The following is a 23,829-nucleotide window of genomic DNA, read 5'->3' on the forward strand; positions in this document are numbered from 1 at the left end:
TATATATCTTATTATCGTGCCAGTAGCGGCCATTGAGCGGACCACTGCGCCAGCGGGTCTTCCTTAAAACCACTTTTCACAAAGCGCTGCCAGCGGCCCAGCGTATAGCAAACGAGCAGATTGGCATGCGCGCTGCAATCGTGTTCGGTGCTTAACGCGCCTTGCGCGACGGCGATCTTCAGGCACTGCTTGAGCGTGGCTTCGATGCGGTCGAGCAGTTGATTGATGCGCGCCTGTAAACGCGGGTTTTCATGCACTAGCGCATCGCCCACCAGCACGCGCGTCAAGCCACGGTTTTTTTGCGCAAAGCGTAACAGCGAAGCGACAATTGTCTCCGCTTGTTTCAGGCCGGATTCCTCTGCTGATTCAATCTGGCCGATCACGCTGAACACACCGCCTTCGATGAATTCGATCAGCCCTTCATACATCTGCGCCTTGCTCGCAAAGTGGCGATACAGCGCGGCTTCAGAGACATTCAACTGTTTTGCCAGCAGCGCCGTCGTCACTTTTTCAGCCGCGGGCCGTTCGAGCATTTCGGCGATGGTTTGCAAAATGACCAGCTTCTTTTCGCCTACTTGAGTGCTTCGCGGTTCGTTCATAGGGGTCTCGGACAGAGTCTCGTCATTTGGATTTAATCAGGGTGCCGACGCCGTCATCGGTGAGAATTTCCAGCAGTAGGGCATGCTCAACGCGGCCATCGATGATGTGCACGCTTTTCACGCCGCTGCGCGCCGCGTCCAGCGCCGATCCGATTTTCGGCAGCATGCCGCCCGACAGCGTGCCGTCCGCCACCATGTCGTCAATCTCGCGCGGCGTGATGCCCGTCAGCAGGTTACCCGCTTTGTCCAGCACGCCGGGCGTATTGGTCAGCATCACCAGCTTCTCGGCCTTGAGTACTTCGGCGATTTTGCCAGCCACCACATCGGCATTGATGTTGTACGTTTCGCCTTCGCTGCCGACGCCAATCGGCGCGATCACCGGAATGAAATCGCCGGAATCGAGCAGCGCAATCAGGCCGGGATCGATGGAAACGATCTCGCCGACCTGGCCGATGTCGAGCATCTCGCCGGGCTTCTCCAGATTCTCGATGAGCAGTTTTTTGGCACGAATGAAATTGCCATCCTTGCCGGTCAAGCCCACCGCCTTGCCGCCCTGCTGATTGATGAGATTGACGATCTCTTTATTGACCTGGCCGCCGAGCACCATTTCCACCACGTCCATGGTTTCGGCATCGGTCACGCGCATGCCTTGCACAAAGGCGGCTTTTTTACCGACACGCGCCAGCAGATTTTCGATTTGCGGCCCGCCACCATGCACCACCACCGGATTCATGCCGACTAGCTTGAGCAACACGACATCGCGCGCGAAGCATTGCTTCAGATTGTCGTCGGTCATGGCGTTGCCGCCGTACTTGACGACGATAGTGCGATCATGAAACCGCTTGATGTACGGCAGGGCTTCAGTAAGCACGCCAGCCTTGGTGGCGGGGGCAGGTTTTGTCGTCATGGCGCTAGAAATGTGCGAGTGGTAACTTCGCTTATTCTAGCGATGTACACAAGAAAATGGGGCGCAACCACCCTTTACGGTCGCTGCGCCCCGTATGCTCATGCGCGCCGTATCTCCACTGTCGGCTTTGCACAGCCGACCGGCTTCGGCGGCACGGAGCAGTGCTCCGCGAAACCCCGCCTACGCCCAGCGCCGACTTTTATTGAATGCTCAACCGCTTGGCCTGCGCTGCCACTTTCTTCGGCAACACCAGTTCCAGCACGCCGTCGTTGTATTTGGCGCTGGACTGCGATTCATCGACTTCCTGCGGCAACTGGAAGCTGCGCGATACCTTGCCGAAATAACGTTCGCTGCGCAGTACCTGTTCGCCTTCCTTGACTTCTTTTTCTTCACGGCGCTCGGCGGAAATCGACACGACAGCGCCATCAATGGAAACGTGAATATCCTCTTTCTTCACACCGGGAATTTCGACGTGAATGGCATAGGCATCTTCACGCTCCTTGACGTCAACTTTCAAGGCCGGTGCTTCTGTCCTTTCGCCGAACTCAACAGGACGCACAAAAAAACCGCGCAGCAAATCGTTCAATGGATCACGATATATCAGGTTGTTCATTTTTCTTCCTTTCTTGATTAATGGGTGACTCCCACCCCTGTGAGAGTCTTATGGCAGCTATATAGGCGCGCCCCGTCAGTTTTCAAGAGCATGTAACATGGGGCCGTTATGACCCCGCATGAACTTTCAAGCGCTGTAAGCGCGCTGCGGCCCCGCCTGCTGCGCTTCGCCCATCTGCAACTACGCGATGCATCGGCCGCCGAAGATGCTGTGCAGGACACCCTGCTTGCTGCTACCGAGCGAGCCCGCCAGTTTGCCGGCGCCGCAGCGGTATCGACGTGGGTCTTTGCCATTCTGAAGAACAAAATCATCGACGAATTCCGCCGCCGTAGCCGTCAGCCGCAAGCGGCTGGTGATATCGAGCAGGAACAGGGGCTTGAAGACGCATTGGAAGAGCAATTCGATGAGCGTGGTCACTGGGTCTCGCATCCCACGCCTTGGGCCGACCCGCAGGCTTCGCTGGAGCAGAAGCAGTTCTGGGCAGTCTTCGAGGTTTGCATCAGCGGTCTGCCTGAAAAACCGGCGCGGGTTTTCGGCATGCGCGAATTGCTGGGCATGGAAACGACAGAAATTTGTAAGGAACTCGGATTGTCCGCGTCGAATTGCTGGGTGCTGTTGCACCGGGCGCGTCTGGGGCTACGTGATTGCTTGTCCCGACGCTGGTTTGGAGAAAGTTAAATGCTGTCGTGTCGCGAAGAAACAGAATTGATGTCACAAAGGCTGGATCGTCCGCTGTCGTCGGGTGAACGACTCGGGTTGTGGTTTCATTTGTTATTCTGTAAGGGCTGTCGCGCGACGCAAAAGCATTTTGCCTTTCTGCGGACTGCCACACGGGCCTGGCGAGAGCATCATGACGTTGATTCAATCCCGCGTTAACCATTTACAACCTTGAGGAGCAATGCAATGAAAAAGATGAATTCCCTTACCCTCGCTGTTGGGGCCGCTTTTGCAACGACCGTTCTCAGCACGGCCGCTTTTGCTGGTAGCAACCCTTTTGCCATGCAAAAGCTCGATAGCGGCTACCAGCTTGCGGCAGCTGATACCGACAAGAAAATGGATGGCTCCTGTGGTGACAAAATGAAGGATGGCAAGTGTGGTGCCAAAATGAAAAAGAAAGATGGCAAATGTGGTGAAGGCAAGTGTGGCGCGAATAAGAAGAAAATGCATGATGGCAAATATGGCGACCACAAAGACAAGATGAAAGAAGGCTCTTGTGGCGCCGACAAGAAGAAAGACGGTAGCTGTGGCGCTGGTAAAAAAATGGAAGCACCCATGGAGAAATCCATGGAAACACCCAAGGCTGAAGAAGCAAAGTAACAAAGTAAGTTTGCGGCCATGACATCCTCCGTGATTTCAGGGGCGGGCCTCGGCTTCAGGCGGGAACTTATTCCCGCGCTGAAAGCCGGGGTACCGGACCCTGTACGCTTTTTCGAACTAGCACCCGAAAATTGGGCCGGCATGGGTGGCAGCTCAGCCAAAGATCTGCGCGCTTTTACCGAACGCTATCCCTTTGTTTGCCACGGCCTGTCACTTGATCTGGGTGGCCCTTCACCGCTGGATGACTCTTTGCTCCATCGCATCCGCAGTTTCATGCAGCAACAGGGCATTACGCTGTATACCGAGCACTTATCCTGGTGCGCCGATGATGGTCATCTATACGATCTGTTACCGATCCCGTTAACGCAAGATGCTGTACGCTGGGTGGCAGGCCGCATCCGCCACGCACAGGATATTCTTGGCATGCAGATCGGCATTGAAAATGCGTCGACTTATCTCATTCCACCTGGTGCGGAAATGACGGAACCGGAATTCATCCGCGCCGTGATTGATGAGGCGGATTGCCTGCTGCATCTGGACGTGAATAATATTGTCGTCAATAGCTTGAATCATGGCTTTAATGCCAGCGAATTCCTGCGCGCTTTGCCGCTGGAGCGCGTCTGCTACATTCATGTGGCCGGCCATCATGTCGAGCCCGACGGGTTGGTGATAGACACCCACGGTGCGGATGTCATCGATCCGGTGTGGCAATTGCTCGCAGAAGCCTATGCGCTGTGTGGCCCGGTACCCACTTGCCTCGAGCGCGATTTCAATTTCCCTGAGCTGACTGTTCTCAGCCGAGAGGTCAAGCAAATTGCCACGCTGCAGGCGCGCTATGAAACGCGTGAAAATCAAGCTCAACGGGCCGTCGCATGAACGCGCTGCTCCCCTTTCAGGACTTTCAATTTGCGCTGGCCCGCCACCTGCGTTACCCGCGTCGTGTACCTCGCCCCATGGGTGTGTCAGCACGCCGCACAGAGATATATCGCGGGTTGGTGCGCAATAATCTCGAAGGTTTTTTGCTCGCTTGTTTTCCTATTACGCATGCGCTGCTTGGTGCGCGTCGTTGGCCGCGGTTGGTGGATGCTTTTTTTCGCGAAGCACGCTGCCATACGCCGTATTTTCGTGAAATTCCGCGTGAATTTTTGCACTGGCTGCTAGAAACACCGTCGTTGCCGATGACCGTTCCCCCTTGGTTGCCAGAGCTAGCCCATTACGAATGGGTCGAGTTGGCGGTTGATGTTATGGACACCCTCCCGTCACCCGCGTACAACCCGACAGGCAACCTGCTGGATGGCCAGCCGCTGTTATCAGCTGCGGCAATGAATCTCGCCTATGCCTGGCCGGTGCACCGCATCGGCCCGCAATGGCGTCCACGCAAACCCAGCGCAACCCATTTGCTGGTGTTTCGGGATGCGTATGAGGCTGTGCAATTTATCGCGTTGAATCCGGTCAGCGCACGCTTGGTGGCCTTGCTACACGCGGCAGAAGGGCAGCTCAGCGGCCGCGAGGCTTGTGTGCAGATTGCACATGAATTGCAGCATCCCGAACCGGAATCACTCCTCATGCATGGTGCGCACTTGTTGGATCAACTACGCACTGCGGGTGCTATTTTAGGGAGCAAAAAATGACGAGGTTATGGGCAGTTGTTGTGCGTTTGCTTAATGCCGTAGGTGACTGGTTGGGTTTTTTGGGTTTGCGTTTTCTACTGGGCTGGGAGTTCTTTGAATCCGGCCTGGAAAAATATCATGGCGAAAACTGGTTTGCCGACATCCAGGATAAATTTCCCACGCCATTTAATCTGATGCCGGTGAATATCAGCTGGTCCATCTCCACCTGGTTTGAGTTGATCGGCGGCGTGGCGCTGATAGTCGGGTTCGGCACGCGGTTTTTTGCCGTGTCTCTTTTTGTGCTTACGGTCGTTGCGATCGTGGCAGTGCATTGGCCAGATGAATGGCACACGATGATGGCGTTAGCGCAGGGCTATGCCATCACCGATGACGGTCACGGCAATTTCAAACTGCCAGTAATCTTTCTGGCAATGCTCTTGCCGCTAATCTTTTCCGGCCCTGGAAAATTATCGCTGGATGCCTGGATTGCCCGGCGTTTTTTGGGTAAGGCATGACTGTAGAAAAATCGGCGCTGGTAATACGGCAAGATAGCCCCTCTCGTTGCCCGCGTTGTGCTGCAAGCTTCACCTGTGGTGTTGTCGCGGGGCGCGACACCTGCTGGTGCGCTGAATTGCCGCCGCTCACGCTGTCCAAAACTTCTGCCGCTACTTGCTATTGCCCTGAATGTTTCCAGGCACTACTCAGCGCGCCATCTCACCCAACGTAAGAATTGCGTCGCGGTTGCTCCACGAAAAGCAGGCGGCGGCGGCTTGTTTCCATGGTAGCCATTGGTAGGCGACATGCTCGTCCAGTGTTATTTTTATCGGACATTTTTCTGCGAGCGCCAAGCTGAATACATGTTCGGTGTTGTGCGTTACCCCCGGCCCGTAACGGTATTGCCACTCGGGGAATATTTCAAAGCGATTCGTTTTTTGCCAGTCAACGAATTGTGTGATCGGTGCGTGAATCCCCGTTTCCTCAAACACCTCGCGCTGGGCCGTTAGATTGAGCGGCTCATTGTCTTCCTGGCTGCCCGTCACCGATTGCCAGAAGCCGTGGTGCTGCGCCCGTTCAAGCAGCAGCACATCCAGCGCTGCTGTATGAATTATCACGAGCACTGAAACCGGTTTTTTGAAAATCATTATTTAAATCCCCAGAAACGGGTTCAAACGTCTCTGGATTCCGGTTGGGCGATGATGGGTAGCCAGGCGATACCATCGGCTTGCATATCGACCAGGCACCAGAACGGCACGCCTTGTTCGCGCCACTCGTTGGCGACATTCTGCAAGACCTGCATCAGGGTGACGAAATCGCTTTCGGCGTGGGCATGGATGCCATCGCAATGGTCGAGGATAACGACATAGCCTTCGGCGGGACGCCAACCCATATCGAGCAGGCAGTCGTTGAGTGCATCCCAGTTATGGCCGAACCATTCAGGAAAGCCAAGGCCGCGGCCGAGGGTTTCGAGCAATTCATCTCGGTTATGGGTGCTGCGTAAATCAATTCGCTGCACGAGGCAACCCGCCGATTCGGCACCTGTAATCAGGTCGCTTAAGTTTCCGTGCGGTAAATGATAGACACCAGCGTGGCCAGCCGCGCTAAACAACGTCTGATAATGGGCGATGCTCATCGTTGAATTCTCTGGAAGCTGCGGTAGTGGTCGTCAGTGTAATAGAACACGATCGGTGGCGAGCCGCCAGTGATGATGCGGCGTGCCCCTCGGTCATGGCGACCAGGGGTCGGCACCGTGTATTCGTGATAGTAGCCACGCGCTTTTTGTGGCAGCCGACGTTCGAAATTTTGAAAGACAATGCCGTCGCGGCGGTAAGGAAAGTCGCTACCCTGATCGATCAAGCGCAGCGTTTCGCGCGCTTCCGGTGGCAGCTGTGCAAGGGTTGTTTCGTCCGCCAGGGCAACCAGCGCAAACGCAGCGCTGCACAGAGTGACGAGACGGCTTAGTGCGGCGCGCATGCGTTATCAACCAACCTCAACCTGGGTTTCCACTTTCTGTCGCAGACGAATATGCAGTTCGCGTAATTGTTTTTCGTCCACTGGGGACGGGGCATCGGTGAGCAGACACTGCGCGCGTTGCGTTTTGGGGAAGGCAATCACGTCGCGAATCGATTCAGCGCCGGTCATCATGGTGACGATGCGATCAAGGCCGAACGCCAAGCCGCCATGCGGTGGCGCGCCATACTTGAGCGCATCAAGCAGGAAACCAAATTTTGTCTGCTGCTCTTCAGGGCTGATACCGAGCGCCTGAAATACGCGTTCCTGAACCTCTGCGCGATGGATACGCACTGAGCCACCGCCCATTTCCCAGCCGTTCAAGGCGAGATCGTAAGCTTTGGCCAGGCACGCGCCCGGGTCGGTCGCCATGAGTTCCTCATGGCCATCTTTCGGGCTGGTGAATGGGTGATGGCAGGCATTCCAGCGTTTGTTTTCTTGATCATATTCAAACATCGGGAAATCGACCACCCACAAAGGCCGCCAGGCTTCGCCAGTGACATAGCCTTTTTCGTGGCCTATTTTGGTGCGCAATGCGCCGAGCGCGTCATTGACGACTTTTGTTTTGTCGGCACCAAAGAAAATCAGATCGCCGGATTGTGCGCCAGTACGTTCAACGATGGCAGCCAGCGCTTTCTCGTGCAGATTTTTAACAATGGGCGATTGCAAACCTTCCTCGTTCAGCTGGGTGACGTTGTTGACTTTGATATAAGCTAGCCCCTTGGCGCCATAGATTTTCACGAACTCGGTGTAAGCATCGATCTCGCTGCGCGTGAGCGATTTTTCGCCACTGCCGCCGCCAGGGATGCGCAGGGCTGCGACACGGCCGCCCGAGGTGGCAGGGCCGCTGAATACCTTGAAGGCGACATCCGTGACGACATCCGCCACGTCAACCAGCTCAAGGGTGACGCGTAGATCGGGCTTATCCGAGCCGAAGCGCTGCATGGCATCGGCATGGGTCATGCGCGGGAAGGGGTTAGGCAAATCGACGGCCAGCGCGGTTTTGAAGACGCTGCGTATCATGTCTTCCATCAAGGCAGTGATTTGTGTTTCATTCAGAAACGACGTTTCGATATCCACCTGGGTAAATTCGGGCTGCCGATCAGCGCGGAGGTCTTCGTCGCGGAAGCATTTAGTGATCTGGTAATAGCGGTCGTAACCAGCGACCATTAACAGCTGTTTGAATAACTGCGGTGATTGCGGCAGAGCGAAAAACTGGCCGGGATGGACACGCGATGGCACCAGGTAATCGCGCGCGCCTTCAGGCGTTGACTTGGTCAGCATCGGTGTTTCGATATCGATGAAACCCGCATCGTCAAGGAAGCGGCGGAAAGCCATGGCTACCTTGTAGCGCAGCATGAGATTTTTTTGCATCTGCGGGCGGCGCAGATCAATCACGCGATGAGTGAGGCGCACGTTTTCCGAGAGATTGTCTTCATCCAGCTGGAAAGGCGGCGTTACCGCCGTGTTGAGCACTTCCAGCTCATGACAGAGAATTTCGATTTCGCCGGTGGGCAGATTAGGGTTTTCGGTGCCGGCAGGACGGCGGCGCACACGGCCCGTGATGCGCAGGACATACTCGTTGCGCACATCTTCCGCTACCTTGAACATCTCGGACCGGTCTGGGTCGCAAACAATTTGCGCCATGCCTTCGCGATCGCGCAGGTCGATGAAAATCACGCCGCCGTGATCACGCCGACGATGGTTCCAGCCGCACAGGGTAACTATCTGGTCAACATGGGAGGCATTAACTTGACCGCAATAATGAGTACGCATAATAAGTTCCGAACTGAGATGAATTGCCCCGGTGTGACGGTGGGCGGTTTATTGGTTTTTGGCGTGCCTGAGCGGGTTCCTCATGGGCGGGGCGACGACCCCCATGGAGACGATGTATTTCAATGCATCATCGACGTTCATGTCGAGTTCGATGACATCGCGGCGTTTGACAAAGAAGAAAAATCCATTGACCGGGCTGGGGGTGGTCGGAATAAAAACGCCGACATATTCTTCAGGCAGCTTATTGGCGACATCGTGCGCCGGATTCCCTGTCTGAAAAGCAATGGCCCACGCCTCGGGATGCGGGTATCGCACCAGCAACACTTTGCGAAACGCATCACCTTTCCCAGAGAAGAGCGTATCGCTAACTTGTTTAACTGCGTAATAGACCGATTTGACGACGGGAATGCGCGAAAGCATGGCTTCCCAAAAGCGCACCAAGCGTTGACCGACGATGTTTGCGGCAAGCAGCCCCGTAAGCAGAATGACTGCAATCGTCAGAATAACGCCCAGACCCGGCAGGTAGAAACCCAGCAGATTTTCAGGTTGAATGGCCGTGGGCAAAAGCTTCAACGACTGATCCATCGAGCGCACGATCAGTGACAGCACCCAGATGGTGATTCCCAGAGGTACCCAGATGAGTAAGCCAGTAACGAAATATTTTTTCAAGGCAAAGAGGCCGTTTTGGCGGGTAGCATTTAAGCCTTGGTGCTGGCAGATTCGCTTTTGCTCGCGGGTGTCGCTGTCGCTGGAGCGGCCTTGGTTTCAATCTTGGTTTCCGCCCTGGTTTCTGATGTTGTCTCGGTGATTACGGCAGGTTTTCCTGCTGGACCTCCTTTAAAGTCAGTAGCATACCAGCCACTCCCCTTGAGCTGAAAGCCGGGAGCGGTGAGTTGTTTGGCTAAGGATTCAGACTGACATTGAGGGCAGAGCGTCAGCAGAGGGTCGCTTATTTTCTGCATGAACTCTTTCTCAAAGCCGCACTGAGTGCAACGATAAGCGTAGATTGGCATGGCATTCTCCGGTATTTCTGAATAGCAGATAATTATAGCCGAAGGCCCCCTGGCCAAGGAATCGGGGAATTCGTGGTGCAGGGCTTACAGCGTGGTGCCGAGATAAGCCTGAGTGAGCGGTTTGCCCCAGATCAAGGCAACGATCCCCGCTGCGGCAAGATAAGGCCCGAAAGGAATGGGCTCCTGGCGGCCGTGTTTTGACATCACCATGAGCAGGATGCCGACCACGGCGCCCACCAGGGAGGATAACAGAATAGTCAAGGGAAGCATTTGCCACCCCAGCCAGGCACCGAGGGCCGCCAATAATTTAAAGTCGCCGTAACCCATGCCCTCTTTGCCGGTGACAAGCTTGAATAGCCAATACACGCTCCAAAGGGACAGATAGCCTGCTATAGCCCCAATCACTGCACTTTTAAGATCGGTATATGTGCCAAACAGATTAAATAGCAAACCAATCCATAGCAGCGGTAGCGTAATGTCATCGGGTAGCAGTCGCGTATCGTAGTCGATGCCTGTGAGTGAAATCAGCGCCGCGATAAAAATTAGCGCGCCCCAACCCGCAGCAGTTAAACCAAAGTGCATGGCAGCGAAGGCAAACAACGCCGCTGTCGCTAGTTCTATCAAGGGGTAGCGAATAGAGATCGGTGTTTTGCAAGCGCTGCAACGGCCACGCAGAAAAAACCAGCTAAAGAGCGGGATATTCTCAGTCGCCGTAATGGCATGGCTACATTTGGGGCAACGCGAGCGCGGACGAGACAGACTGAGTGGCTCAAAAACGGGTGGCGTGTCACCGCGCAAATCGGCACATTGCACGGCCCAATCGCGCTCCATCATGATAGGCAAACGGTGAATCACGACATTAAGAAAGCTGCCAACCATCAAGCCCAGCACGCTGGCGATCAAAACAACCACCGACGGATCCGTAAACCACAAGGCGCTCATGAACAGCGCTTAACCGACAACCGAGCCAAGCTTGAAGATGGGTAGGTACATCGCAACGACGAGGCCACCGATAAGCACACCAAGAAATACCATGATGATGGGCTCCATCAGGCTGGACAGCGCACCGACAGCATCGTCAACCTCAGCCTCGAAAAAGTCAGCCACCTTGCCCAGCATTGAATCGAGCTGCCCTGATTCTTCGCCAATAGCGACCATTTGCGTCACCATGGGCGGAAATACATCCGAGTTTTGCATAGCGACTGTCAGGCTCGAGCCGGTACTCACCTCGTTTTGAATCTGTTGGGTAGCAGTGGCATAGACGTAGTTGCCTGATGCACCTCCGACGGAATCCAGCGCCTCAACAAGGGGTACACCTGCGGCAAACATGGTGGATAAAGTACGTGTCCAGCGGGCGATAGAGGTTTTGCGAATCAGATCGCCAAAGACGGGTAGCTTGAGCGCATATTTGTCCACTGCGATCTGGAAGGCGCGTGAGCGCTTGAAAGCGTACACCATGCCATAGATAGCGGCAAATAGAGCGCCGAAGATAATATGCCAGTTCGCCACAAAACCATCGGAAATGGCGATAACGACCAAGGTAGGACCCGGCAGATCACCGCCAAAACTGGCGAATACGCCTTTGAACGCGGGAACAACGAAAATCATGATTACCGCTGTGATAACAAAGGCGACCACCAGAATCGATGTTGGGTAGAACATCGCGCTTTTCAGCTTGGACTTGATCGCCTGAATTTTTTCTTTGTAGCTTGCTAGCCGATCAAGCAGTGTGTCCAGAATCCCCGCTTGCTCACCCGCAGCGACAAGATTGCAGAACAACGCATCGAAATGGATTGGGTATTTGCGAAATGCAGTGGCTAGACTAGCCCCTGTTTCAACATCCGTTTTTATGCTGATCAACAGTCTGGCGAGCGCGGGGTTGTTGGTACCCTTACCAACAATGTCAAAGGACTGCAATAGAGGCACGCCAGACTTAACCATCGTGGCAAGCTGACGGGTAAATAGCGTGATGTCCTTGTCGGTGACTTTGCCGCCAGAGCCGATTTTTTTCTGTTTCAGCTTGCTGACCAAAATCCCCTGTCGGCGCAAGGCTACCTGCGCAACAGCCAAGCTGGGTGCATTCATTTCGCCACGGACAACTTTGCCGGTTCTATTCTTGCCTTCCCAAAGAAAGCTTGCCTCTTTTACAAGAATTTTTTTTTGCGCCGTTGTCGTTGTCGCCATCCCCTTATCCTCAGTCTAGTTGCTTGTCACTGCGCCCGACAAACCGTGGCAAGCGTATCACTCTTGTCCAGGATAGTGAAGCCGAACCATTTTAACCTTACGGTTCTGGGTCTGAATAATCTCCATGGGTACCCCACTCACTCTGACACCGACACCAACCTCAGGGATGTCTTGCAGGTGCTCGATGATCAACCCATTCAGGGTGCGCGGGCCGTCGACGGGCAGATCGAGTTCAAGCTGACGATTTAACTCGCGCAAGCTGATGGCACCATCAACCAACACGGTGCCTGCCTCATCCCACGTCAGGCGCGTACCTACATCCGCTTGCCGGGTGGTGAATTTTCCTACCAGTGCTTCAACAATATCTTCCAGGGTAACCAAGCCTTGGATTTCGCCATACTCATCCACCACCAGACCGAGGCGCTGGCGGTTTTCGCGGAAGAACTGAAGCTGCATGTAGATGGGTGTCGCTGCCGGAATGAAATACGGCGCGGTCATTCTTTCGCGTAAGGTTTCCAGATTGATTTCACCGTTAAACGCCTCGCTAAGCAAATGGCGCAGGCGGAGCACGCCTATGACATTTGCTGAGTCATGCTCGGAAACAATCACGCGTGTGTGGTAGCTGGTAGCAAGCTGCGCCATGATTTCATCAATGGGCGCAGCGATATCAATCGTTTCTATTTCACCCCGCGGCGTCATGATATCGGCCACAGTGACATGTTCCAGTTCAAACAAATTCAGCAGAATGGAACGGTGCTGTGAGGGGATAAATTGGCCAGAATCAAGCACCACAGCGCGTAACTCTTCAACGGATAAATGGTGCCCTTCGGCGTCTGGTTTGGGTTGCAGATGCAGTAACCGCAACAGGGAGCGGACAAACAGATTGATGAACCAGACGACGGGGTAAGCGATACGCAACAATGGCGTCAGAATGTAGCTGATGCGAATGGCCAGCCAGTCTGAATACATTGCCCCGGCGACCTTTGGCGTGATTTCTGAAAATACCAGCAAGCAGAAGGTGACAAAGAGCGCACCGGCCTCAAGCGACCATTTTTCGTCACCAAAGACGGTCACCGCAATATTTGCGGTCAGCATGGCGGCCAGCGAATTAATGAGGGTGTTGCCAAGCAAAATCATGCCAAGCAGCTGATCTGTTTTGCTCAGCAACTGGATTGCCAGCCGTGCACCACGGTGTTCTCCTTTGGCTAAATGCCGCAGACGAATGCGGTTGGAAGCCATCATCACGGTTTCGGCCATGGAAAAAAAGCCGGACAAAATCAGCAATGCGGCAAGCGCCACAAATTGCGTACTGAGGGGTAATTCATCCATCGATTCGGGCCATACGATTCAAGTCATGTGCTGCGGTTGAGAATAATCTCAAGCACAAAGCGGCTGCCAACATAGGCTAGCAGCAAGGCCAGAAACCCGGCCAGCGTCCAGCGTAATGCCACCCTGCCGCGCCAGCCACGCAGATGGCGACCGATAAGCAAGGCGGCGAAAATCAGCCAGGAAATAATCGCAAACACTGTTTTATGGTCAAACGTTAACGCCTTGCCAAACAAGTCTTCAGAAAAAAACACGCCCGAAACCAAGGTTAATGTCAGCAGCACAAAGGCGATATGAATTAAGCGAAACAGAATGGTTTCCATTGTGAGCAAGGGGGGCAGGCTCGCGAGCAAAGGTGAAATTTTCCCGCGATGCAACCCACGCTCAGCTGCTGCCATGAGTAAAGCGTGCAAAGCGGCCAATGTAAACAGGCTGTAAGCCAGCATGGCGGCGAGCAAATGCAGACGCAGGGCCGTTGAGCTGGCATTGGCCAGGATATGCGGTTCGGCAAATAGGGCAGGTAACAGGCTGGCTAAAGCCGCGGCGGGTAAACCCAGTGCCAGCAAGCCATTCAGCCGGGCGAAAAAACTTTCAATCCAAAACAACACGATAGCCAGCCACACCATCACAGACAACGCGATGGCAAAACCAAAGTGCACTTGGGTACCATCAAAAATTGCCATGCGGATACTTACCGCATGAGCAGCTAAGGCGGCGAGCAAAATACTGCGCTCGACCAAGGGTAAGCCGGGTAACCCGGACAATTCGCGGGAAGACTGGTTCAGTAGCGAACCACGCCAACTCGTGCGCCATAATTGGAGCGATAGTGCGGTATATATCGCAGCAGCCAGCACATGCATTACTATTGGGGACATTCGCAAAGTCTACACCAAGCCACTTAATCTTATTGTCATCATGCTCGACAACCTAACCCAGCGCTTCGGCCGCGTCGTTAAAAATCTCCGTGGTCAGGCACACCTGACCGAAGACAACATTACAGACATGCTCAGGGAAGTGCGCATGGCCTTGCTCGAAGCGGATGTTGCTTTGCCCGTCGTCAAAGAATTTATCTCCCGGGTGAAAGAAAAGTCGCTCGGTCAGGAGGTCGTTGGTTCATTAACACCCGGCCAGGCGCTGGTAGGTGTTGTTCAGCGCGAATTAACCGAGCTCATGGGTGGTGCGAGTGTCGCCCTGAATCTGGCAACGCAGCCCCCCGCGATTATGCTTATGGTCGGCTTGCAAGGCGCGGGTAAAACAACCACCACCGCCAAACTGGGTAAATGGCTCAAAGAGCGGCAAAAGAAAAAAGTGCTCACCGTCAGTTGCGACGTGTATCGCCCCGCTGCCATAGAACAGTTAAAAACCGTATCCGCCCAGGCGGGCATCGATTTTTTTCCTTCGTCGCCTGATCAAAAGCCGGCCGATATCGCCGCGGCAGCCATCGATTATGCCAAGCGACACTTTTATGATGCGCTCTTTATCGATACCGCCGGACGGCTGGCGATTGATACTGCGATGATGACCGAGATACGCGATTTGCATGCGCAGGTCAAACCTATCGAAACCCTGTTCATCGTGGATGCCATGCTTGGCCAGGATGCTGTGAACACCGCCAAGACATTTGCTGAAATGCTGCCCTTAACCGGCATTATTCTGACCAAGCTGGATGGTGACGCCCGCGGCGGTGCGGCGCTATCCGTGCGGCAAATCACCGGCAAACCCATCAAGTTTGCCGGGGTGGGCGAAAAGCTCGACGGGCTGGAAGAATTTCATCCCGAACGCATGGCCAGCCGTATTCTCGGTATGGGCGATATTCTGAGTCTGGTTGAAGAGGCTCAGCGTAACGTTGATCACGACAAAGCGCAGGCGTTTGCCAAGAAAATGAAAGCCGGCAAGGGCTTTGATCTGAACGACTTCAAAGAGCAAATCGGGCAGATGAAAAAAATGGGCGGCATGGCCGGCCTGCTCGACAAGCTGCCTGCGCAGTTAAGCCGGGCTGCGCAACAGGCAGGCGGCGCGGTGAATGATAAATCGATGAACCGTCTGGAAGGCATCATCAATTCGATGACACCTGCCGAACGCGCAAAACCCGAAATCATCAAGGCTACGCGCAAGCGGCGCATTGCGCTGGGCGCGGGGGTGCAGGTGCAGGAAGTGAATCGCCTGCTCAATCAATTCGAGCAGACACAGAAAATGATGAAGCAGTTTTCCAAAGGCGGTATGCAGAAGATGATGCGCGGCATGAAGGGGATGTTACCGGGGATGCGGTGACGCCGGCCCGCGAAGCGGAATCCCCGGCGCGGTGGTCAATCAGAAACAAGGCAAAAGTCGGCGCTACAAGGCGGTCGAGCAAAATGCGCTCTCCTCGCCGCTGCGGATGGCGATACGGCGAGGATCTAACGGGGTCGAAGTAAATTGGTCAGCTTCAACCTTCTTTGGAACCGATTGCCACGCCGCCCACGAATCCAGCGCGGATTACCGTTTTTCTGAACAGAAAATCGTAGCCTTTCTTATTACGTAGAACCCGACGCCCTAATGCGTATGCAGCTTCTCCTGAAGCCAAACCTTGATCAGCGATTGATAGGAAACGTCGCGGGCGTTGGCGGCGGCTTTGAGGGCGTCAAGCAGATGTTGCGGCAGCCGCAGAGAAATCGTCTTCGTTGAGGGTTTCAGGTTTGGCAGCACGGCACGCTGGGCTTTCTTCCAGTCCAGAAATTCTGTCGAGTCTTTTCCCCTGGTTTCCCAAAAGGTGCGCTCTGCCGCTTCGTTCTTGAATTTCGGCAGCTGTTTAGTTTGCTTGCTCATAGATGATCCTTTCTTTCCGATGCATGCCATGGGTTGAAAGCGCGTAAAAGACTTCTTATCGCGTAGCTTGCATCACCCTTGGCCCCCAACTCCAGCGCCCTTCCCATGCGCCGCGCACCATGTTCGGATACTCGGGCTGGCCCAGGCTGCCGTTGTAGCGGCCCAGGGCGCGGTACAGGTCGCCGTTTTCGAGATCGAGATAGTGGCGCAGGATGGTGCAGCCAAAACGCAGATTCGTGCGCAGGTGAAACAGATTGCTATCCTCGCTGCCGATCAGCTTGACCCAGAAGGGCATGATCTGCATGTAGCCGCGGGCGCCCGCCGATGACACGGCGTATTTTCTGAAGCCACTTTCTACCTGGATCAGGCCGAGCACCATCTGCGGATCGAGCCCGGCGCGCTTGGCTTCGTAATATACGGTTTTGAGGAAATCCAGCCGCGCCTCGCGGTCCGGCATGCGCGGCGAAAGCCGGCGCGACATTTCTGTGAGCCAGTCAATTTTTTCTTCAAGTGAGGGAAACTGCGGTTCAGGTGCGGCATGGTCGGCAATCGACGCCTGCAGCGCGGCCTGCACGCTGGCTGCCAGCGGTTCGTACTGCTGCGCGCCAGCCCAGACATTGCCGGTAAGTAGCAGCGTACCAAGAGCAATCGTCAGGCGCACAGCTTCTGCTGCAAGAATCCGGTGATTTCATCTGCCGCCACCAGCGTCGCGTCGACGTCGCTACGGCCTTTGTATTCGAGCTTGCCGTCTTTCAGGCCGCGTTCGCCCACTACCACGCGATGCGGCACGCCGATGAGTTCCCAATCCGCAAACATCGAGCCGGGGCGTTCGTCGCGATCATCCAGCACCACATCGATACCTGCCGCGAGGAGTTCTGCGTAAAGCGCGTCAGCTGCCGTTTTCACCATGGTCGATTTGCCATACGCCATGGGCACAATCACTACGGCGAAGGGTGCGATGCCCGCCGGGAAAACAATGCCGCGTTCATCGTGGCCCTGTTCGATCGCCGCGCCGATAATGCGTGAAACGCCGATGCCATAACAGCCCATTTCCATGATTTGTTCCTTGCCCTGCTCGTCAAGAAAAGTACATTTGAGCGCTTCGGCATATTTGGTGCGTAGCTGAAAAATATGACCGACTTCGATGCCGCGACATAGCTCCAGCGTGCCTTTGCCATCGGGTGATGGGTCGCCTGCGACCACGTTACGAATATCGGCGATTTCCGCTGGTAGCGGCAAGTCACGGCTAAAGTTTGCGCCGGTCAAGTGATAGCCTTCTGCGTTGGCGCCGCAAATAAAGTTGTTCATAACAGCCACCGCGCGGTCAGCAATGATACGGCCATTAAAGCCCACCGGTCCAATATAGCCGGGCTTGCAACCCAGCGCCGCCACAATCTCTTCGTCGCGCGCAAAACGAAACTCGCCTATCAGTTTTTGCGCCTTGATTTCGTTCAGCTCATGGTCGCCGCGCAACAGCAGCAGGACGAATTGGCCGATCTCCCTGGCGGAACCAGCCATCACGGCGACTGCCTTGACCGTCTGGGTGAGTGGCGCATTAAGAAAATCGGCCACGTCGGCGCATTTGGTCTTGCCTGGAGTCGCTTTTTTCTCGCATTTTTCTATTGCCGCCGTCTCACCAGCGCCGATTTTTTGTGGTGTGACAGCTTCAGCCAGTTCGACGTTCGCAGCGTAGTCCGATGTCGGGCAAAAGGCGATGGCGTCTTCGCCCGAATCAGCCAGCACATGAAACTCGTGCGAGCCGGTGCCGCCAATCGAACCGGTATCCGCCGCCACGGCGCGGAACTTAAGACCAAGCCGCGTGAAGATGCGTGTATAGGCGTCATGCATGCTGCGGTATTCGCGCTCCAGATCGGCGAACGAGGTGTGGAACGAATAGCCATCTTTCATCAAAAACTCGCGCCCGCGCATGACGCCAAACCGTGGCCGGATTTCGTCGCGGAATTTGGTCTGAATCTGGTAAAAATTTCGGGGCAACTGGCGATAACTTTTCACTTCGCGACGCACGATATCGGTAATCACTTCCTCGTGCGTTGGGCCAATGACAAAATCACGCTGGTGGCGATCCTTGAAGCGCAGCAGTTCAGGGCCGTATTGCGGGCCGCGGCCGGATTCTTCCCACAGCTCGAAAGGTTGCACGGCGGGCATCAGCAGCTCGATGCCTCCGGCGCGATTCATTTCCTCGCGCACGATGGTCTCTACTTTGCGCAGCACGCGCAAACCCATCGGCATCCAGGTATAGATGCCCCCGGCAAGACGCCGAATCAGCCCGGCGCGCAGCATGAGCTGATGACTGACAATCTCGGCGTCCGAGGGGGCTTCTTTGAGGGTGGCAATGAAAAACTGGCTGGCGCGCATAAATAAATACAGGCTAAAAATGGCAGGAGGGCTATTTTACCTGCGAGATGCCCAGACGCAGGTGGCTTTCCAGCGCGCCCTGATTGTGAAAGAATACTACCCAGTTAATTATTGGAATTTTGTCATGCTCGATCGTGAAGGATATCGCCCAAACGTCGGCATCATTCTGACCAATCAGCGTAATGAGGTTTTTTGGGGCAAGCGTATCCGTGAGCACTTCTGGCAGTTTCCGCAGGGTGGCATCGATAAAGGCGAAACCCCCGAGCAGGCGATGTTTCGGGAATTATACGAGGAGGTGGGCCTCATGCCGGAACATGTGCGGATTATCGGCCGCACTCGCAGCTGGTTGCGTTATGAGGTGCCACAGCACTGGGTTCGCCGCGAAGGACAGAGTCACTATCGCGGCCAGAAGCAGATCTGGTTTTTGTTGCGCTTGATCGGCAGGGATAGCGATGTACACCTGCGCGCCAGTGCGCGGCCGGAGTTTGATGCCTGGCGTTGGAGTTCGTACTGGATTCCGCTGGATAGCGTGATTGAATTCAAGCGTGGCGTGTATGAGGCTGCCTTGAATGAACTTTCTCATATTTTGTTTCGTGGGCACGTCGATCAACACGCCGCCCAGCCATTAAGTCAGCCCAGCCAAACACCTGAGCAGAAAAGCACGGGTGCGTCCGCTAGTCAATCCTTAACGGATCATGCACCGTAATGGATGCACGATGAATGCACAACGCAAAACTTCCCTTGCTTGCTTGGCCGGTGCTTTGTGGATTGTCAGTGCCACGGCACTTGCCGAAAAGAATAATGGCTACGGGCTCGATGCGGGTTCCGGCATTGAGTACGTGCCAGAAGAGACTGTTGAATGGAAGGAGCTGGAAGTAACGCTGCCTGCGGCCCCAAAATCTGAAAACCTGCGGGAGTTTTATGTCAGTGCCGTGGCGACCAATCATTACTTCATCGACAGCAGTTCGCTCGCTGTAGGGAGCGATGGCATCGTGCGTTATGTCCTGGTGGTGCGCACAGAAGGCGGGGCAGAAAATGTCAGCTTTGAGGGCATTCGGTGCGAAGAGCATACCTGGAAGCTCTATGCCACGGGTGGCACTGATGGGCAATGGCGCACTGCGCGAATCAGCGAGTGGCGGCCTATCGAAAACAAGCCGGTGAATCGCTACCATGCGGTGTTAAGCCAAGAATTGTTTTGTCCGGATGGCTATCCCATTGCCACGGCGGATGAAGGCCGTCGCGCTTTGCAGTTAGGCAGGTATCCCAACGTCAAATGAGTGTTTATAGGAGTGTTCGCGCATGATCGACCGTCTGATTCCCGAGATCGACAAAGTGTTGCGCACGCTGTTTGCGCCTGCGCCCACCAGCCGCCCCATGCCAGGAGAAGACCTGCCTGAAGCCGATTTGAGCGAAGCTGAAAAGCGGCATGCCGCCGCGTTGATGCGCATTAATCATTGTGGTGAAATTTGCGCGCAGGCGTTGTATCAGGGGCAGGCCATCACCTCACGTCAGCCCGAAGTCAAGCGCGCCTTGGCAAAGGCCGCGCAAGAAGAAACCGAGCATCTCAACTGGACGGAGCGGCGCATTGCCGAGCTGGGTGGCAGAAAAAGTCTGCTCAATCCGCTGTGGTATGCCGGCTCACTTGGTCTGGGGCTCATCGCAGGCAAGCTGGGCGACGCCTGGAACCTGGGTTTTCTTGCCGAAACCGAGCGACAAGTTGAAGGTCACCTTGAAAGCCACAAGGCGCAACTGTCGCCGCAAGATCAAAAGTCCTGGGTAGTGCTCGAACAGATGAAATCAGATGAAATCAGCCACGCCCACATGGCCGTTCAGCATGGCGCACGCGAACTGCCTTTGCCCGCCAAGATGGCCATGAAGCTCTCATCCAAAGTGATGACAAAAACCGCTTATTACCTTTGATCGGCGCGATTACGCTTCCACCAATTCAAAGCTGTGCGAAATTTCGGCAGTTTTTTCCAGCATGATTGAAGCGGAGCAGTATTTTTCTGCCGAAAGTTTCAGCGCCCGCTCAACGGCTTCGGGTTTTAAGGCTTTGCCTGTTACCGTAAAGTGCAGATTGATCCGCGTGAATACTTTGGGGTCGGTGTCAGCACGCTCGGCCTGGAGCTTTACCGTGCAGCCGCTCACCGCATGCCGCCCACGCTGCAAAATCAGCACCACATCAAACGCCGTGCAGCCACCCATACCAGCTAGAAGCAACTCCATCGGCCGTGGTGCCAAGTTACGTCCACCGGCATCTGGTGCGCCATCCATCGCCACCAAATGGCCACTGCCTGTTTCGGCAATAAAGCTCATCCCATCGTGCCATCGTACTGTACATTCCATGTCTTTTCTTCCTTAATGTATTGCTCACTAAATCACATTTATATTCTATCCTTGGCATCTGGGCCATGGGACTTGATGTGGCTGCGCTAGCCGTTTTTACTTTATGAACCCTGCTGAATACTGCAAAGAGCAAAGAGATGACAACACGGGAAAATTCTGCATCGAATGTGGCACCCGATGTGGCGCTTGTTGTGGCGGCCGCAGCCGAGCCCGCTGTGGAACACATGATAGAACCGGTAGTAGCGCCTGCTATGCGCTACCGCGTAAAGCTCAAACAAACGAACGAAGTCTATGAGTGCCTGCCTCACGAAAGTATGCTGCAAGGCATGGCGCGGCTTGGGCGGCGTGGCATACCGATCGGTTGCTTGAATGGTGGTTGCGGTATTTGCAAAGTCGCCGTAGTGGCAGGTGCCTGGGAGAAAACCGGGCTCATGAGTCGGGCACATGTCAGCGCAGAAGAAGAAGCCCGTGGCACGGTGCTGGCTTGCCGTGCCGCCCCGAGTTCGGATATTGAAATTGAAGTACTCGGCAAAATGCAGAAGGCTGTGTTTAAAGGCTGGCCATAGCCGCAAACTGGCGTCGCCGACGAGCTTAGCGCGACGTTTTTTCTTGCAGGATGCGTGTGTAAAGCGCAGTTAATTTTTCTGCCATGCGCGTGAGATCAAGCGCACTGACACTTGAACGTGCCGCGGTTTGCATGGTGGCGGCGCGGCCTGTTTCGCAGAGTGTGTTGATTGCCGCAGCGAGTGATTCAGGATGATGCGCCCTGACGACGACACCATTGGCGGTTGTGACTAATTCTGCGGCGCCGCAACTGGTGGTGGTGATCAGCGGCAAGCCACACGCCAAGGCTTCGAGCGCCGCATTAGGGAATGGATCGTATAGCGTGGGCAGCGCAAAGATGTCGGCTGCGCCATAAAAGGGGCGAACATCTTTTTGCGGCCCCCAGAAACGAACGCGCCTCGCCAAGCCAAGTTTTTCAGCTTTATGCTGCATCGCTAGAGCAGATTTGTCGTAACCCACTACCCACAGCTGGGCAGAAGATGACGGCAGTAGCGCAAACGCGTCAAGCAAACTTGGCAAGCCTTTGCGTTCAAAGCCGGAACCCACAAAAAGCACCACGGGCGCCGTATCACCAGCGCCGACTTTTGTCCGCATCGTCGCACGATACTCGGTACGTAAGCGTGGATGAAAGTGTTCCAGATCGACACCGTTGTAAATCACCGGCAGTTTTTCAAGCGGGATGTCAAAGCGCTGTGCAACATCGTCACGCACCATGTACGAGTTGCAAATCACCGCGCCAAGATTTGGATGACGGAACATCGCCGCCTCAGCTCGCAGCATGTAGCGATGCCAGGGCGAGAGCCATTCAGTGAGGCGAGCTATCTTGCTGCGTGAGGCGGCTCGCAAGGCAAGCCACGTGGCATGCACGCCGTCGCCTGCGCGGTAAATGTGGCAACCGGGAATCCGCTCGTGACTTTGCACCAGGTCGTATTCACCGGATGCAATAATTTTTTGTACGCCGCGCGCAAAGCTCCAGTCGCGCCAGGTGCGGCCGATATAAAAAGGGTTCACGCGGTGGCCTGCTGGCGGCGTTTCAGTTGTCGATGCAGTTGGTGTTGTCCATTGTCTTGCAATGATGTCGACATCCACGTGGCGCGCTTTCAAACCGGCGATCGCCCGTTCGACAAAACGTTCTGCACCGCCAAACGGCGTGTATTTCTGCCGCACGATGGCGAGTTTCACAGCAATTCCTCGCACGCAGCCATGACCTGTGTTACGGGCAGGGTCGTCAGGCATTCGCTGATCTTGCTGTCGTTACAACCCGCCCGACCACACGGGCGGCAAACGTGATTGCTTGAGGTAACGATCCGCTGGGCGACTTGCCAGGGCCCCCATTCGCGGTCACCGGAGGGGCCGAATATTGCCACCGTGGGCGTGCCCATAGCGGCTGCGATATGCATGGGGGCGGAATCGACACCCACAAACAACTTGGCGCGCGAGGTCAGCGCAGCCAGTTCTTTTAATGAAAGCTGGCCGGATAAATCAATCAGCGGTGCGGTGTTTAGTACAGCGCTGCGGGCGCGGTGGACAAGAATCGTCTGGATCATGGCGAGCTCTTGCGCATCGGGTGCAGCGGTTAAAACAATGGGCCAGCCGCTGCTGCTCAATAGCTGACACAATGCGGCGACGCGTTCGGCTGGCCAACATTTGAACAGCCAGCGTGACGTGGGATGAATATGAATAAAGTGCCCGGCCGTTAAGCCGTGCGCCGCCATGAGTTGATCCATGCGGGCTTCTGCGGGTGCACCCGGCACGAGAATCACCCGCTTATCTGTGGCTGTTGGCGTGAAACCCAAGGCGCGCAGGCTATCCAGATTGCTTTCCACCGTATGTCGATCGGGGTTTGATTGTGCAGGGTAAAAATGCGTAAAGCTGCGTGCCCAAAAGCCTCCGCCAACATTGTCACCGAAGCTGCCATCCGAGTTGCCACTTAAGCGTGGCGCAACGGACCAGCGCGGACGCAACAACCGCGTGAGCCACGCACCCCGCATGTGCACTGAGAGATGGATGATCAGATCATAATGCCGTGCGCGCAATTGCGCCAACAAACGCCCTTCGGCCGTCAATTGGTGCCAGACGCCCTGCTTTTTCCACTGGCGATCGATGACATGCAGTTGAGCCAATTGCGGATGGCAGGTGAGCATGGGCGCGGTATCGCGATATACCAGCGCATCAATCTCACACTGGGGTGCCAGACGCTGCAGGGTGGAGATGACCGGGGTGGCCAACAAAACATCGCCGTGATGGCGTAATTTAATGACCAAGGCGCGGCGCACAGCGGCCGCGGAAAAGATGTCGGAAGGCATTTGTGTATTGTGCCAGAGTCGCCAAGGTTCACGCCTACTGGTTAGCGCGTACTGCTTGACCGGGTTCTGGTTTTCGCCGA

31 protein-coding genes are annotated in these 23,829 nt (G+C 55.2%); 12 read left to right on the top strand and 19 right to left on the bottom strand.

The annotated features are described in order from the left end of the window. Positions 1-11: 11 nt before the first annotated feature. The 3 genes from slmA to PG1C_RS00830 all read right to left on the bottom strand — a co-directional run bounded on the left by slmA (position 12) and on the right by PG1C_RS00830 (position 2,119). Complete coding sequence (slmA, locus tag PG1C_RS00820; RefSeq protein WP_202635562.1) at positions 12-599, bottom strand: nucleoid occlusion factor SlmA; 588 nt, start codon at positions 597-599, stop codon at positions 12-14. Between the two features lie 22 nt (positions 600-621). Next, the gene (gene argB, locus PG1C_RS00825) at positions 622-1,506 is read right to left on the bottom strand and encodes an acetylglutamate kinase (RefSeq protein WP_202635563.1); all 885 of its coding nucleotides are present in this window, start codon (positions 1,504-1,506) and stop codon (positions 622-624) included. A 199-nt stretch (positions 1,507-1,705) separates the two neighbouring features. Further along, positions 1,706-2,119, bottom strand: coding sequence for an Hsp20/alpha crystallin family protein (locus PG1C_RS00830; RefSeq protein ID WP_202635564.1), 414 nt, complete (start codon positions 2,117-2,119; stop codon positions 1,706-1,708). A gap of 108 nt (positions 2,120-2,227) precedes the next feature. Here PG1C_RS00830 and PG1C_RS00835 point away from each other — a divergent pair, with 108 nt between their 5' ends. From PG1C_RS00835 to PG1C_RS14940, 7 genes are read left to right on the top strand one after another with little or no spacing between them, the layout of a single operon-like run. Further along, positions 2,228-2,797: a sigma-70 family RNA polymerase sigma factor gene (locus PG1C_RS00835; protein ID WP_202635565.1), complete on the top strand. Its 570-nt coding sequence runs from the start codon at positions 2,228-2,230 to the stop codon at positions 2,795-2,797. Further along, a complete protein-coding gene (locus PG1C_RS14935; protein WP_414629199.1) occupies positions 2,798-2,995 on the top strand; it encodes a zf-HC2 domain-containing protein in 198 nt (65 codons plus the stop codon). A 27-nt stretch (positions 2,996-3,022) separates the two neighbouring features. Then, entirely contained in the window at positions 3,023-3,436 is a 414-nt protein-coding gene (locus PG1C_RS00840) for an HvfA family oxazolone/thioamide-modified RiPP metallophore (RefSeq protein WP_202635566.1), read from the top strand. Between the two features lie 18 nt (positions 3,437-3,454). Beyond that, the gene (locus PG1C_RS00845) at positions 3,455-4,312 is read left to right on the top strand and encodes an HvfB family MNIO-type RiPP peptide maturase (RefSeq protein ID WP_202635567.1); all 858 of its coding nucleotides are present in this window, start codon (positions 3,455-3,457) and stop codon (positions 4,310-4,312) included. After that, positions 4,309-5,067 carry an HvfC family RiPP maturation protein gene (locus PG1C_RS00850; protein ID WP_202635568.1) on the top strand — a complete coding sequence of 253 codons (759 nt, stop codon included), beginning with the start codon at positions 4,309-4,311 and terminating at the stop codon, positions 5,065-5,067. The genes PG1C_RS00845 and PG1C_RS00850 overlap by 4 nt, the downstream gene beginning before the upstream one ends. Continuing rightward, complete coding sequence (locus PG1C_RS00855) at positions 5,064-5,561, top strand: HvfX family Cu-binding RiPP maturation protein (RefSeq protein WP_202635569.1); 498 nt, start codon at positions 5,064-5,066, stop codon at positions 5,559-5,561. The genes PG1C_RS00850 and PG1C_RS00855 overlap by 4 nt, the downstream gene beginning before the upstream one ends. Continuing rightward, positions 5,558-5,773 carry a cysteine-rich CWC family protein gene (locus tag PG1C_RS14940; RefSeq protein ID WP_202635570.1) on the top strand — a complete coding sequence of 72 codons (216 nt, stop codon included), beginning with the start codon at positions 5,558-5,560 and terminating at the stop codon, positions 5,771-5,773. The genes PG1C_RS00855 and PG1C_RS14940 overlap by 4 nt, the downstream gene beginning before the upstream one ends. Here the strand turns inward: PG1C_RS14940 and nudB are convergent. From nudB to PG1C_RS00910, 10 genes are all read right to left on the bottom strand, one after another. Then, positions 5,748-6,188, bottom strand: a complete 441-nt coding sequence (gene nudB / locus PG1C_RS00865) for a dihydroneopterin triphosphate diphosphatase (protein ID WP_202635571.1) — start codon at positions 6,186-6,188, stop codon at positions 5,748-5,750. The genes PG1C_RS14940 and nudB overlap by 26 nt on opposite strands. 23 nt (positions 6,189-6,211) lie before the next feature. Then, positions 6,212-6,676 carry a barstar family protein gene (locus tag PG1C_RS00870; RefSeq protein WP_202635572.1) on the bottom strand — a complete coding sequence of 155 codons (465 nt, stop codon included), beginning with the start codon at positions 6,674-6,676 and terminating at the stop codon, positions 6,212-6,214. Beyond that, positions 6,673-7,017, bottom strand: coding sequence for a guanyl-specific ribonuclease (locus PG1C_RS00875; protein WP_202635573.1), 345 nt, complete (start codon positions 7,015-7,017; stop codon positions 6,673-6,675). The genes PG1C_RS00870 and PG1C_RS00875 overlap by 4 nt, the downstream gene beginning before the upstream one ends. A gap of 6 nt (positions 7,018-7,023) precedes the next feature. Then, positions 7,024-8,829, bottom strand: a complete 1,806-nt coding sequence (gene aspS / locus PG1C_RS00880) for an aspartate--tRNA ligase (RefSeq protein ID WP_202635574.1) — start codon at positions 8,827-8,829, stop codon at positions 7,024-7,026. Between the two features lie 48 nt (positions 8,830-8,877). Next, positions 8,878-9,498 carry a DUF502 domain-containing protein gene (locus PG1C_RS00885; RefSeq protein ID WP_202635575.1) on the bottom strand — a complete coding sequence of 207 codons (621 nt, stop codon included), beginning with the start codon at positions 9,496-9,498 and terminating at the stop codon, positions 8,878-8,880. Between the two features lie 29 nt (positions 9,499-9,527). Beyond that, positions 9,528-9,842, bottom strand: a complete 315-nt coding sequence (locus PG1C_RS00890) for an FmdB family zinc ribbon protein (protein WP_202635576.1) — start codon at positions 9,840-9,842, stop codon at positions 9,528-9,530. Between the two features lie 84 nt (positions 9,843-9,926). Next, positions 9,927-10,784 (bottom strand): prepilin peptidase, encoded by an 858-nt coding sequence (locus tag PG1C_RS00895; protein ID WP_202635577.1) that lies wholly within the window; start codon positions 10,782-10,784, stop codon positions 9,927-9,929. Positions 10,785-10,793: 9 nt separating this feature from the next. Further along, the gene (locus PG1C_RS00900; RefSeq protein WP_202635578.1) at positions 10,794-12,026 is read right to left on the bottom strand and encodes a type II secretion system F family protein; all 1,233 of its coding nucleotides are present in this window, start codon (positions 12,024-12,026) and stop codon (positions 10,794-10,796) included. A 57-nt stretch (positions 12,027-12,083) separates the two neighbouring features. Beyond that, positions 12,084-13,355: an HlyC/CorC family transporter gene (locus PG1C_RS00905; RefSeq protein ID WP_202635579.1), complete on the bottom strand. Its 1,272-nt coding sequence runs from the start codon at positions 13,353-13,355 to the stop codon at positions 12,084-12,086. 23 nt (positions 13,356-13,378) lie between these two features. Next, complete coding sequence (locus PG1C_RS00910) at positions 13,379-14,227, bottom strand: cytochrome C assembly family protein (protein WP_202635580.1); 849 nt, start codon at positions 14,225-14,227, stop codon at positions 13,379-13,381. 40 nt (positions 14,228-14,267) lie between these two features. On the opposite strand from PG1C_RS00910, the gene ffh reads away from it, so the two are divergent. After that, positions 14,268-15,623, top strand: a complete 1,356-nt coding sequence (gene ffh / locus PG1C_RS00915) for a signal recognition particle protein (protein ID WP_202635581.1) — start codon at positions 14,268-14,270, stop codon at positions 15,621-15,623. 261 nt (positions 15,624-15,884) lie between these two features. On the opposite strand, the gene brnA is transcribed toward ffh, so the two are convergent. Genes brnA through PG1C_RS00930 form a run of 3 tightly spaced genes read right to left on the bottom strand, consistent with a single transcriptional unit; the run spans position 15,885 to position 18,533 of the window. Then, positions 15,885-16,157, bottom strand: coding sequence for a type II toxin-antitoxin system BrnA family antitoxin (gene brnA / locus PG1C_RS00920; RefSeq protein ID WP_202635582.1), 273 nt, complete (start codon positions 16,155-16,157; stop codon positions 15,885-15,887). 55 nt (positions 16,158-16,212) lie between these two features. After that, entirely contained in the window at positions 16,213-16,818 is a 606-nt protein-coding gene (locus tag PG1C_RS00925; RefSeq protein ID WP_237218238.1) for a lytic transglycosylase domain-containing protein, read from the bottom strand. Then, complete coding sequence (locus PG1C_RS00930) at positions 16,809-18,533, bottom strand: proline--tRNA ligase (protein WP_202635583.1); 1,725 nt, start codon at positions 18,531-18,533, stop codon at positions 16,809-16,811. Before PG1C_RS00930 ends, PG1C_RS00925 begins: the two co-directional genes overlap by 10 nt. A gap of 124 nt (positions 18,534-18,657) precedes the next feature. Here PG1C_RS00930 and PG1C_RS00935 point away from each other — a divergent pair, with 124 nt between their 5' ends. Genes PG1C_RS00935 through coq7 form a run of 3 tightly spaced genes read left to right on the top strand, consistent with a single transcriptional unit; the run spans position 18,658 to position 20,453 of the window. Next, the gene (locus PG1C_RS00935; protein ID WP_202635584.1) at positions 18,658-19,239 is read left to right on the top strand and encodes an RNA pyrophosphohydrolase; all 582 of its coding nucleotides are present in this window, start codon (positions 18,658-18,660) and stop codon (positions 19,237-19,239) included. Between the two features lie 10 nt (positions 19,240-19,249). After that, positions 19,250-19,810 carry a CNP1-like family protein gene (locus tag PG1C_RS00940; RefSeq protein WP_202635585.1) on the top strand — a complete coding sequence of 187 codons (561 nt, stop codon included), beginning with the start codon at positions 19,250-19,252 and terminating at the stop codon, positions 19,808-19,810. Positions 19,811-19,832: 22 nt separating this feature from the next. After that, positions 19,833-20,453, top strand: a complete 621-nt coding sequence (coq7, locus tag PG1C_RS00945; RefSeq protein ID WP_202635586.1) for a 2-polyprenyl-3-methyl-6-methoxy-1,4-benzoquinone monooxygenase — start codon at positions 19,833-19,835, stop codon at positions 20,451-20,453. Between the two features lie 9 nt (positions 20,454-20,462). Here coq7 and PG1C_RS00950 read toward each other — a convergent pair whose 3' ends face one another. Next, complete coding sequence (locus tag PG1C_RS00950; protein WP_202635587.1) at positions 20,463-20,879, bottom strand: OsmC family protein; 417 nt, start codon at positions 20,877-20,879, stop codon at positions 20,463-20,465. A gap of 137 nt (positions 20,880-21,016) precedes the next feature. On the opposite strand from PG1C_RS00950, the gene PG1C_RS00955 reads away from it, so the two are divergent. Beyond that, positions 21,017-21,445: a 2Fe-2S iron-sulfur cluster-binding protein gene (locus PG1C_RS00955; RefSeq protein ID WP_284431775.1), complete on the top strand. Its 429-nt coding sequence runs from the start codon at positions 21,017-21,019 to the stop codon at positions 21,443-21,445. A 25-nt stretch (positions 21,446-21,470) separates the two neighbouring features. On the opposite strand, the gene PG1C_RS00960 is transcribed toward PG1C_RS00955, so the two are convergent. Further along, positions 21,471-22,625: a glycosyltransferase family 4 protein gene (locus tag PG1C_RS00960; RefSeq protein ID WP_202635588.1), complete on the bottom strand. Its 1,155-nt coding sequence runs from the start codon at positions 22,623-22,625 to the stop codon at positions 21,471-21,473. Continuing rightward, positions 22,622-23,749 carry a putative lipopolysaccharide heptosyltransferase III gene (gene rfaQ / locus PG1C_RS00965; protein WP_202635589.1) on the bottom strand — a complete coding sequence of 376 codons (1,128 nt, stop codon included), beginning with the start codon at positions 23,747-23,749 and terminating at the stop codon, positions 22,622-22,624. Before rfaQ ends, PG1C_RS00960 begins: the two co-directional genes overlap by 4 nt. Positions 23,750-23,829: the final 80 nt, after the last annotated feature.

It is taken from the genome of Rugosibacter aromaticivorans (assembly GCF_000934545.1).
In the GTDB taxonomy this organism is placed as follows: Bacteria; Pseudomonadota; Gammaproteobacteria; order Burkholderiales; family Rhodocyclaceae; genus Rugosibacter; species Rugosibacter aromaticivorans.

What these genes read in the sequence shown, in the direction of transcription:
- PG1C_RS00900 (WP_202635578.1), bottom strand. Translation starts at nt 12,026, where the DNA reads ATGGCGACAACGACAACGGCGCAAAAAAAAATTCTTGTAAAAGAGGCA.
- PG1C_RS00835 (WP_202635565.1), top strand. Translation starts at nt 2,228, where the DNA reads ATGACCCCGCATGAACTTTCAAGCGCTGTAAGCGCGCTGCGGCCCCGC.
- PG1C_RS14935 (WP_414629199.1), top strand. Translation starts at nt 2,798, where the DNA reads ATGCTGTCGTGTCGCGAAGAAACAGAATTGATGTCACAAAGGCTGGAT.
- slmA (WP_202635562.1), bottom strand. Translation starts at nt 599, where the DNA reads ATGAACGAACCGCGAAGCACTCAAGTAGGCGAAAAGAAGCTGGTCATT.
- PG1C_RS00905 (WP_202635579.1), bottom strand. Translation starts at nt 13,355, where the DNA reads ATGGATGAATTACCCCTCAGTACGCAATTTGTGGCGCTTGCCGCATTG.
- PG1C_RS00955 (WP_284431775.1), top strand. Translation starts at nt 21,017, where the DNA reads ATGACAACACGGGAAAATTCTGCATCGAATGTGGCACCCGATGTGGCG.
- coq7 (WP_202635586.1), top strand. Translation starts at nt 19,833, where the DNA reads ATGATCGACCGTCTGATTCCCGAGATCGACAAAGTGTTGCGCACGCTG.
- PG1C_RS00890 (WP_202635576.1), bottom strand. Translation starts at nt 9,842, where the DNA reads ATGCCAATCTACGCTTATCGTTGCACTCAGTGCGGCTTTGAGAAAGAG.
- argB (WP_202635563.1), bottom strand. Translation starts at nt 1,506, where the DNA reads ATGACGACAAAACCTGCCCCCGCCACCAAGGCTGGCGTGCTTACTGAA.
- nudB (WP_202635571.1), bottom strand. Translation starts at nt 6,188, where the DNA reads ATGATTTTCAAAAAACCGGTTTCAGTGCTCGTGATAATTCATACAGCA.
- aspS (WP_202635574.1), bottom strand. Translation starts at nt 8,829, where the DNA reads ATGCGTACTCATTATTGCGGTCAAGTTAATGCCTCCCATGTTGACCAG.
- PG1C_RS00830 (WP_202635564.1), bottom strand. Translation starts at nt 2,119, where the DNA reads ATGAACAACCTGATATATCGTGATCCATTGAACGATTTGCTGCGCGGT.
- ffh (WP_202635581.1), top strand. Translation starts at nt 14,268, where the DNA reads ATGCTCGACAACCTAACCCAGCGCTTCGGCCGCGTCGTTAAAAATCTC.
- PG1C_RS00895 (WP_202635577.1), bottom strand. Translation starts at nt 10,784, where the DNA reads ATGAGCGCCTTGTGGTTTACGGATCCGTCGGTGGTTGTTTTGATCGCC.
- PG1C_RS00950 (WP_202635587.1), bottom strand. Translation starts at nt 20,879, where the DNA reads ATGGAATGTACAGTACGATGGCACGATGGGATGAGCTTTATTGCCGAA.
- PG1C_RS00910 (WP_202635580.1), bottom strand. Translation starts at nt 14,227, where the DNA reads ATGTCCCCAATAGTAATGCATGTGCTGGCTGCTGCGATATATACCGCA.
- PG1C_RS00840 (WP_202635566.1), top strand. Translation starts at nt 3,023, where the DNA reads ATGAAAAAGATGAATTCCCTTACCCTCGCTGTTGGGGCCGCTTTTGCA.
- brnA (WP_202635582.1), bottom strand. Translation starts at nt 16,157, where the DNA reads ATGAGCAAGCAAACTAAACAGCTGCCGAAATTCAAGAACGAAGCGGCA.
- PG1C_RS00875 (WP_202635573.1), bottom strand. Translation starts at nt 7,017, where the DNA reads ATGCGCGCCGCACTAAGCCGTCTCGTCACTCTGTGCAGCGCTGCGTTT.
- rfaQ (WP_202635589.1), bottom strand. Translation starts at nt 23,749, where the DNA reads ATGCCTTCCGACATCTTTTCCGCGGCCGCTGTGCGCCGCGCCTTGGTC.
- PG1C_RS00930 (WP_202635583.1), bottom strand. Translation starts at nt 18,533, where the DNA reads ATGCGCGCCAGCCAGTTTTTCATTGCCACCCTCAAAGAAGCCCCCTCG.
- PG1C_RS00870 (WP_202635572.1), bottom strand. Translation starts at nt 6,676, where the DNA reads ATGAGCATCGCCCATTATCAGACGTTGTTTAGCGCGGCTGGCCACGCT.
- PG1C_RS00940 (WP_202635585.1), top strand. Translation starts at nt 19,250, where the DNA reads ATGAATGCACAACGCAAAACTTCCCTTGCTTGCTTGGCCGGTGCTTTG.
- PG1C_RS00850 (WP_202635568.1), top strand. Translation starts at nt 4,309, where the DNA reads ATGAACGCGCTGCTCCCCTTTCAGGACTTTCAATTTGCGCTGGCCCGC.
- PG1C_RS00935 (WP_202635584.1), top strand. Translation starts at nt 18,658, where the DNA reads ATGCTCGATCGTGAAGGATATCGCCCAAACGTCGGCATCATTCTGACC.
- PG1C_RS00855 (WP_202635569.1), top strand. Translation starts at nt 5,064, where the DNA reads ATGACGAGGTTATGGGCAGTTGTTGTGCGTTTGCTTAATGCCGTAGGT.
- PG1C_RS00845 (WP_202635567.1), top strand. Translation starts at nt 3,455, where the DNA reads ATGACATCCTCCGTGATTTCAGGGGCGGGCCTCGGCTTCAGGCGGGAA.
- PG1C_RS14940 (WP_202635570.1), top strand. Translation starts at nt 5,558, where the DNA reads ATGACTGTAGAAAAATCGGCGCTGGTAATACGGCAAGATAGCCCCTCT.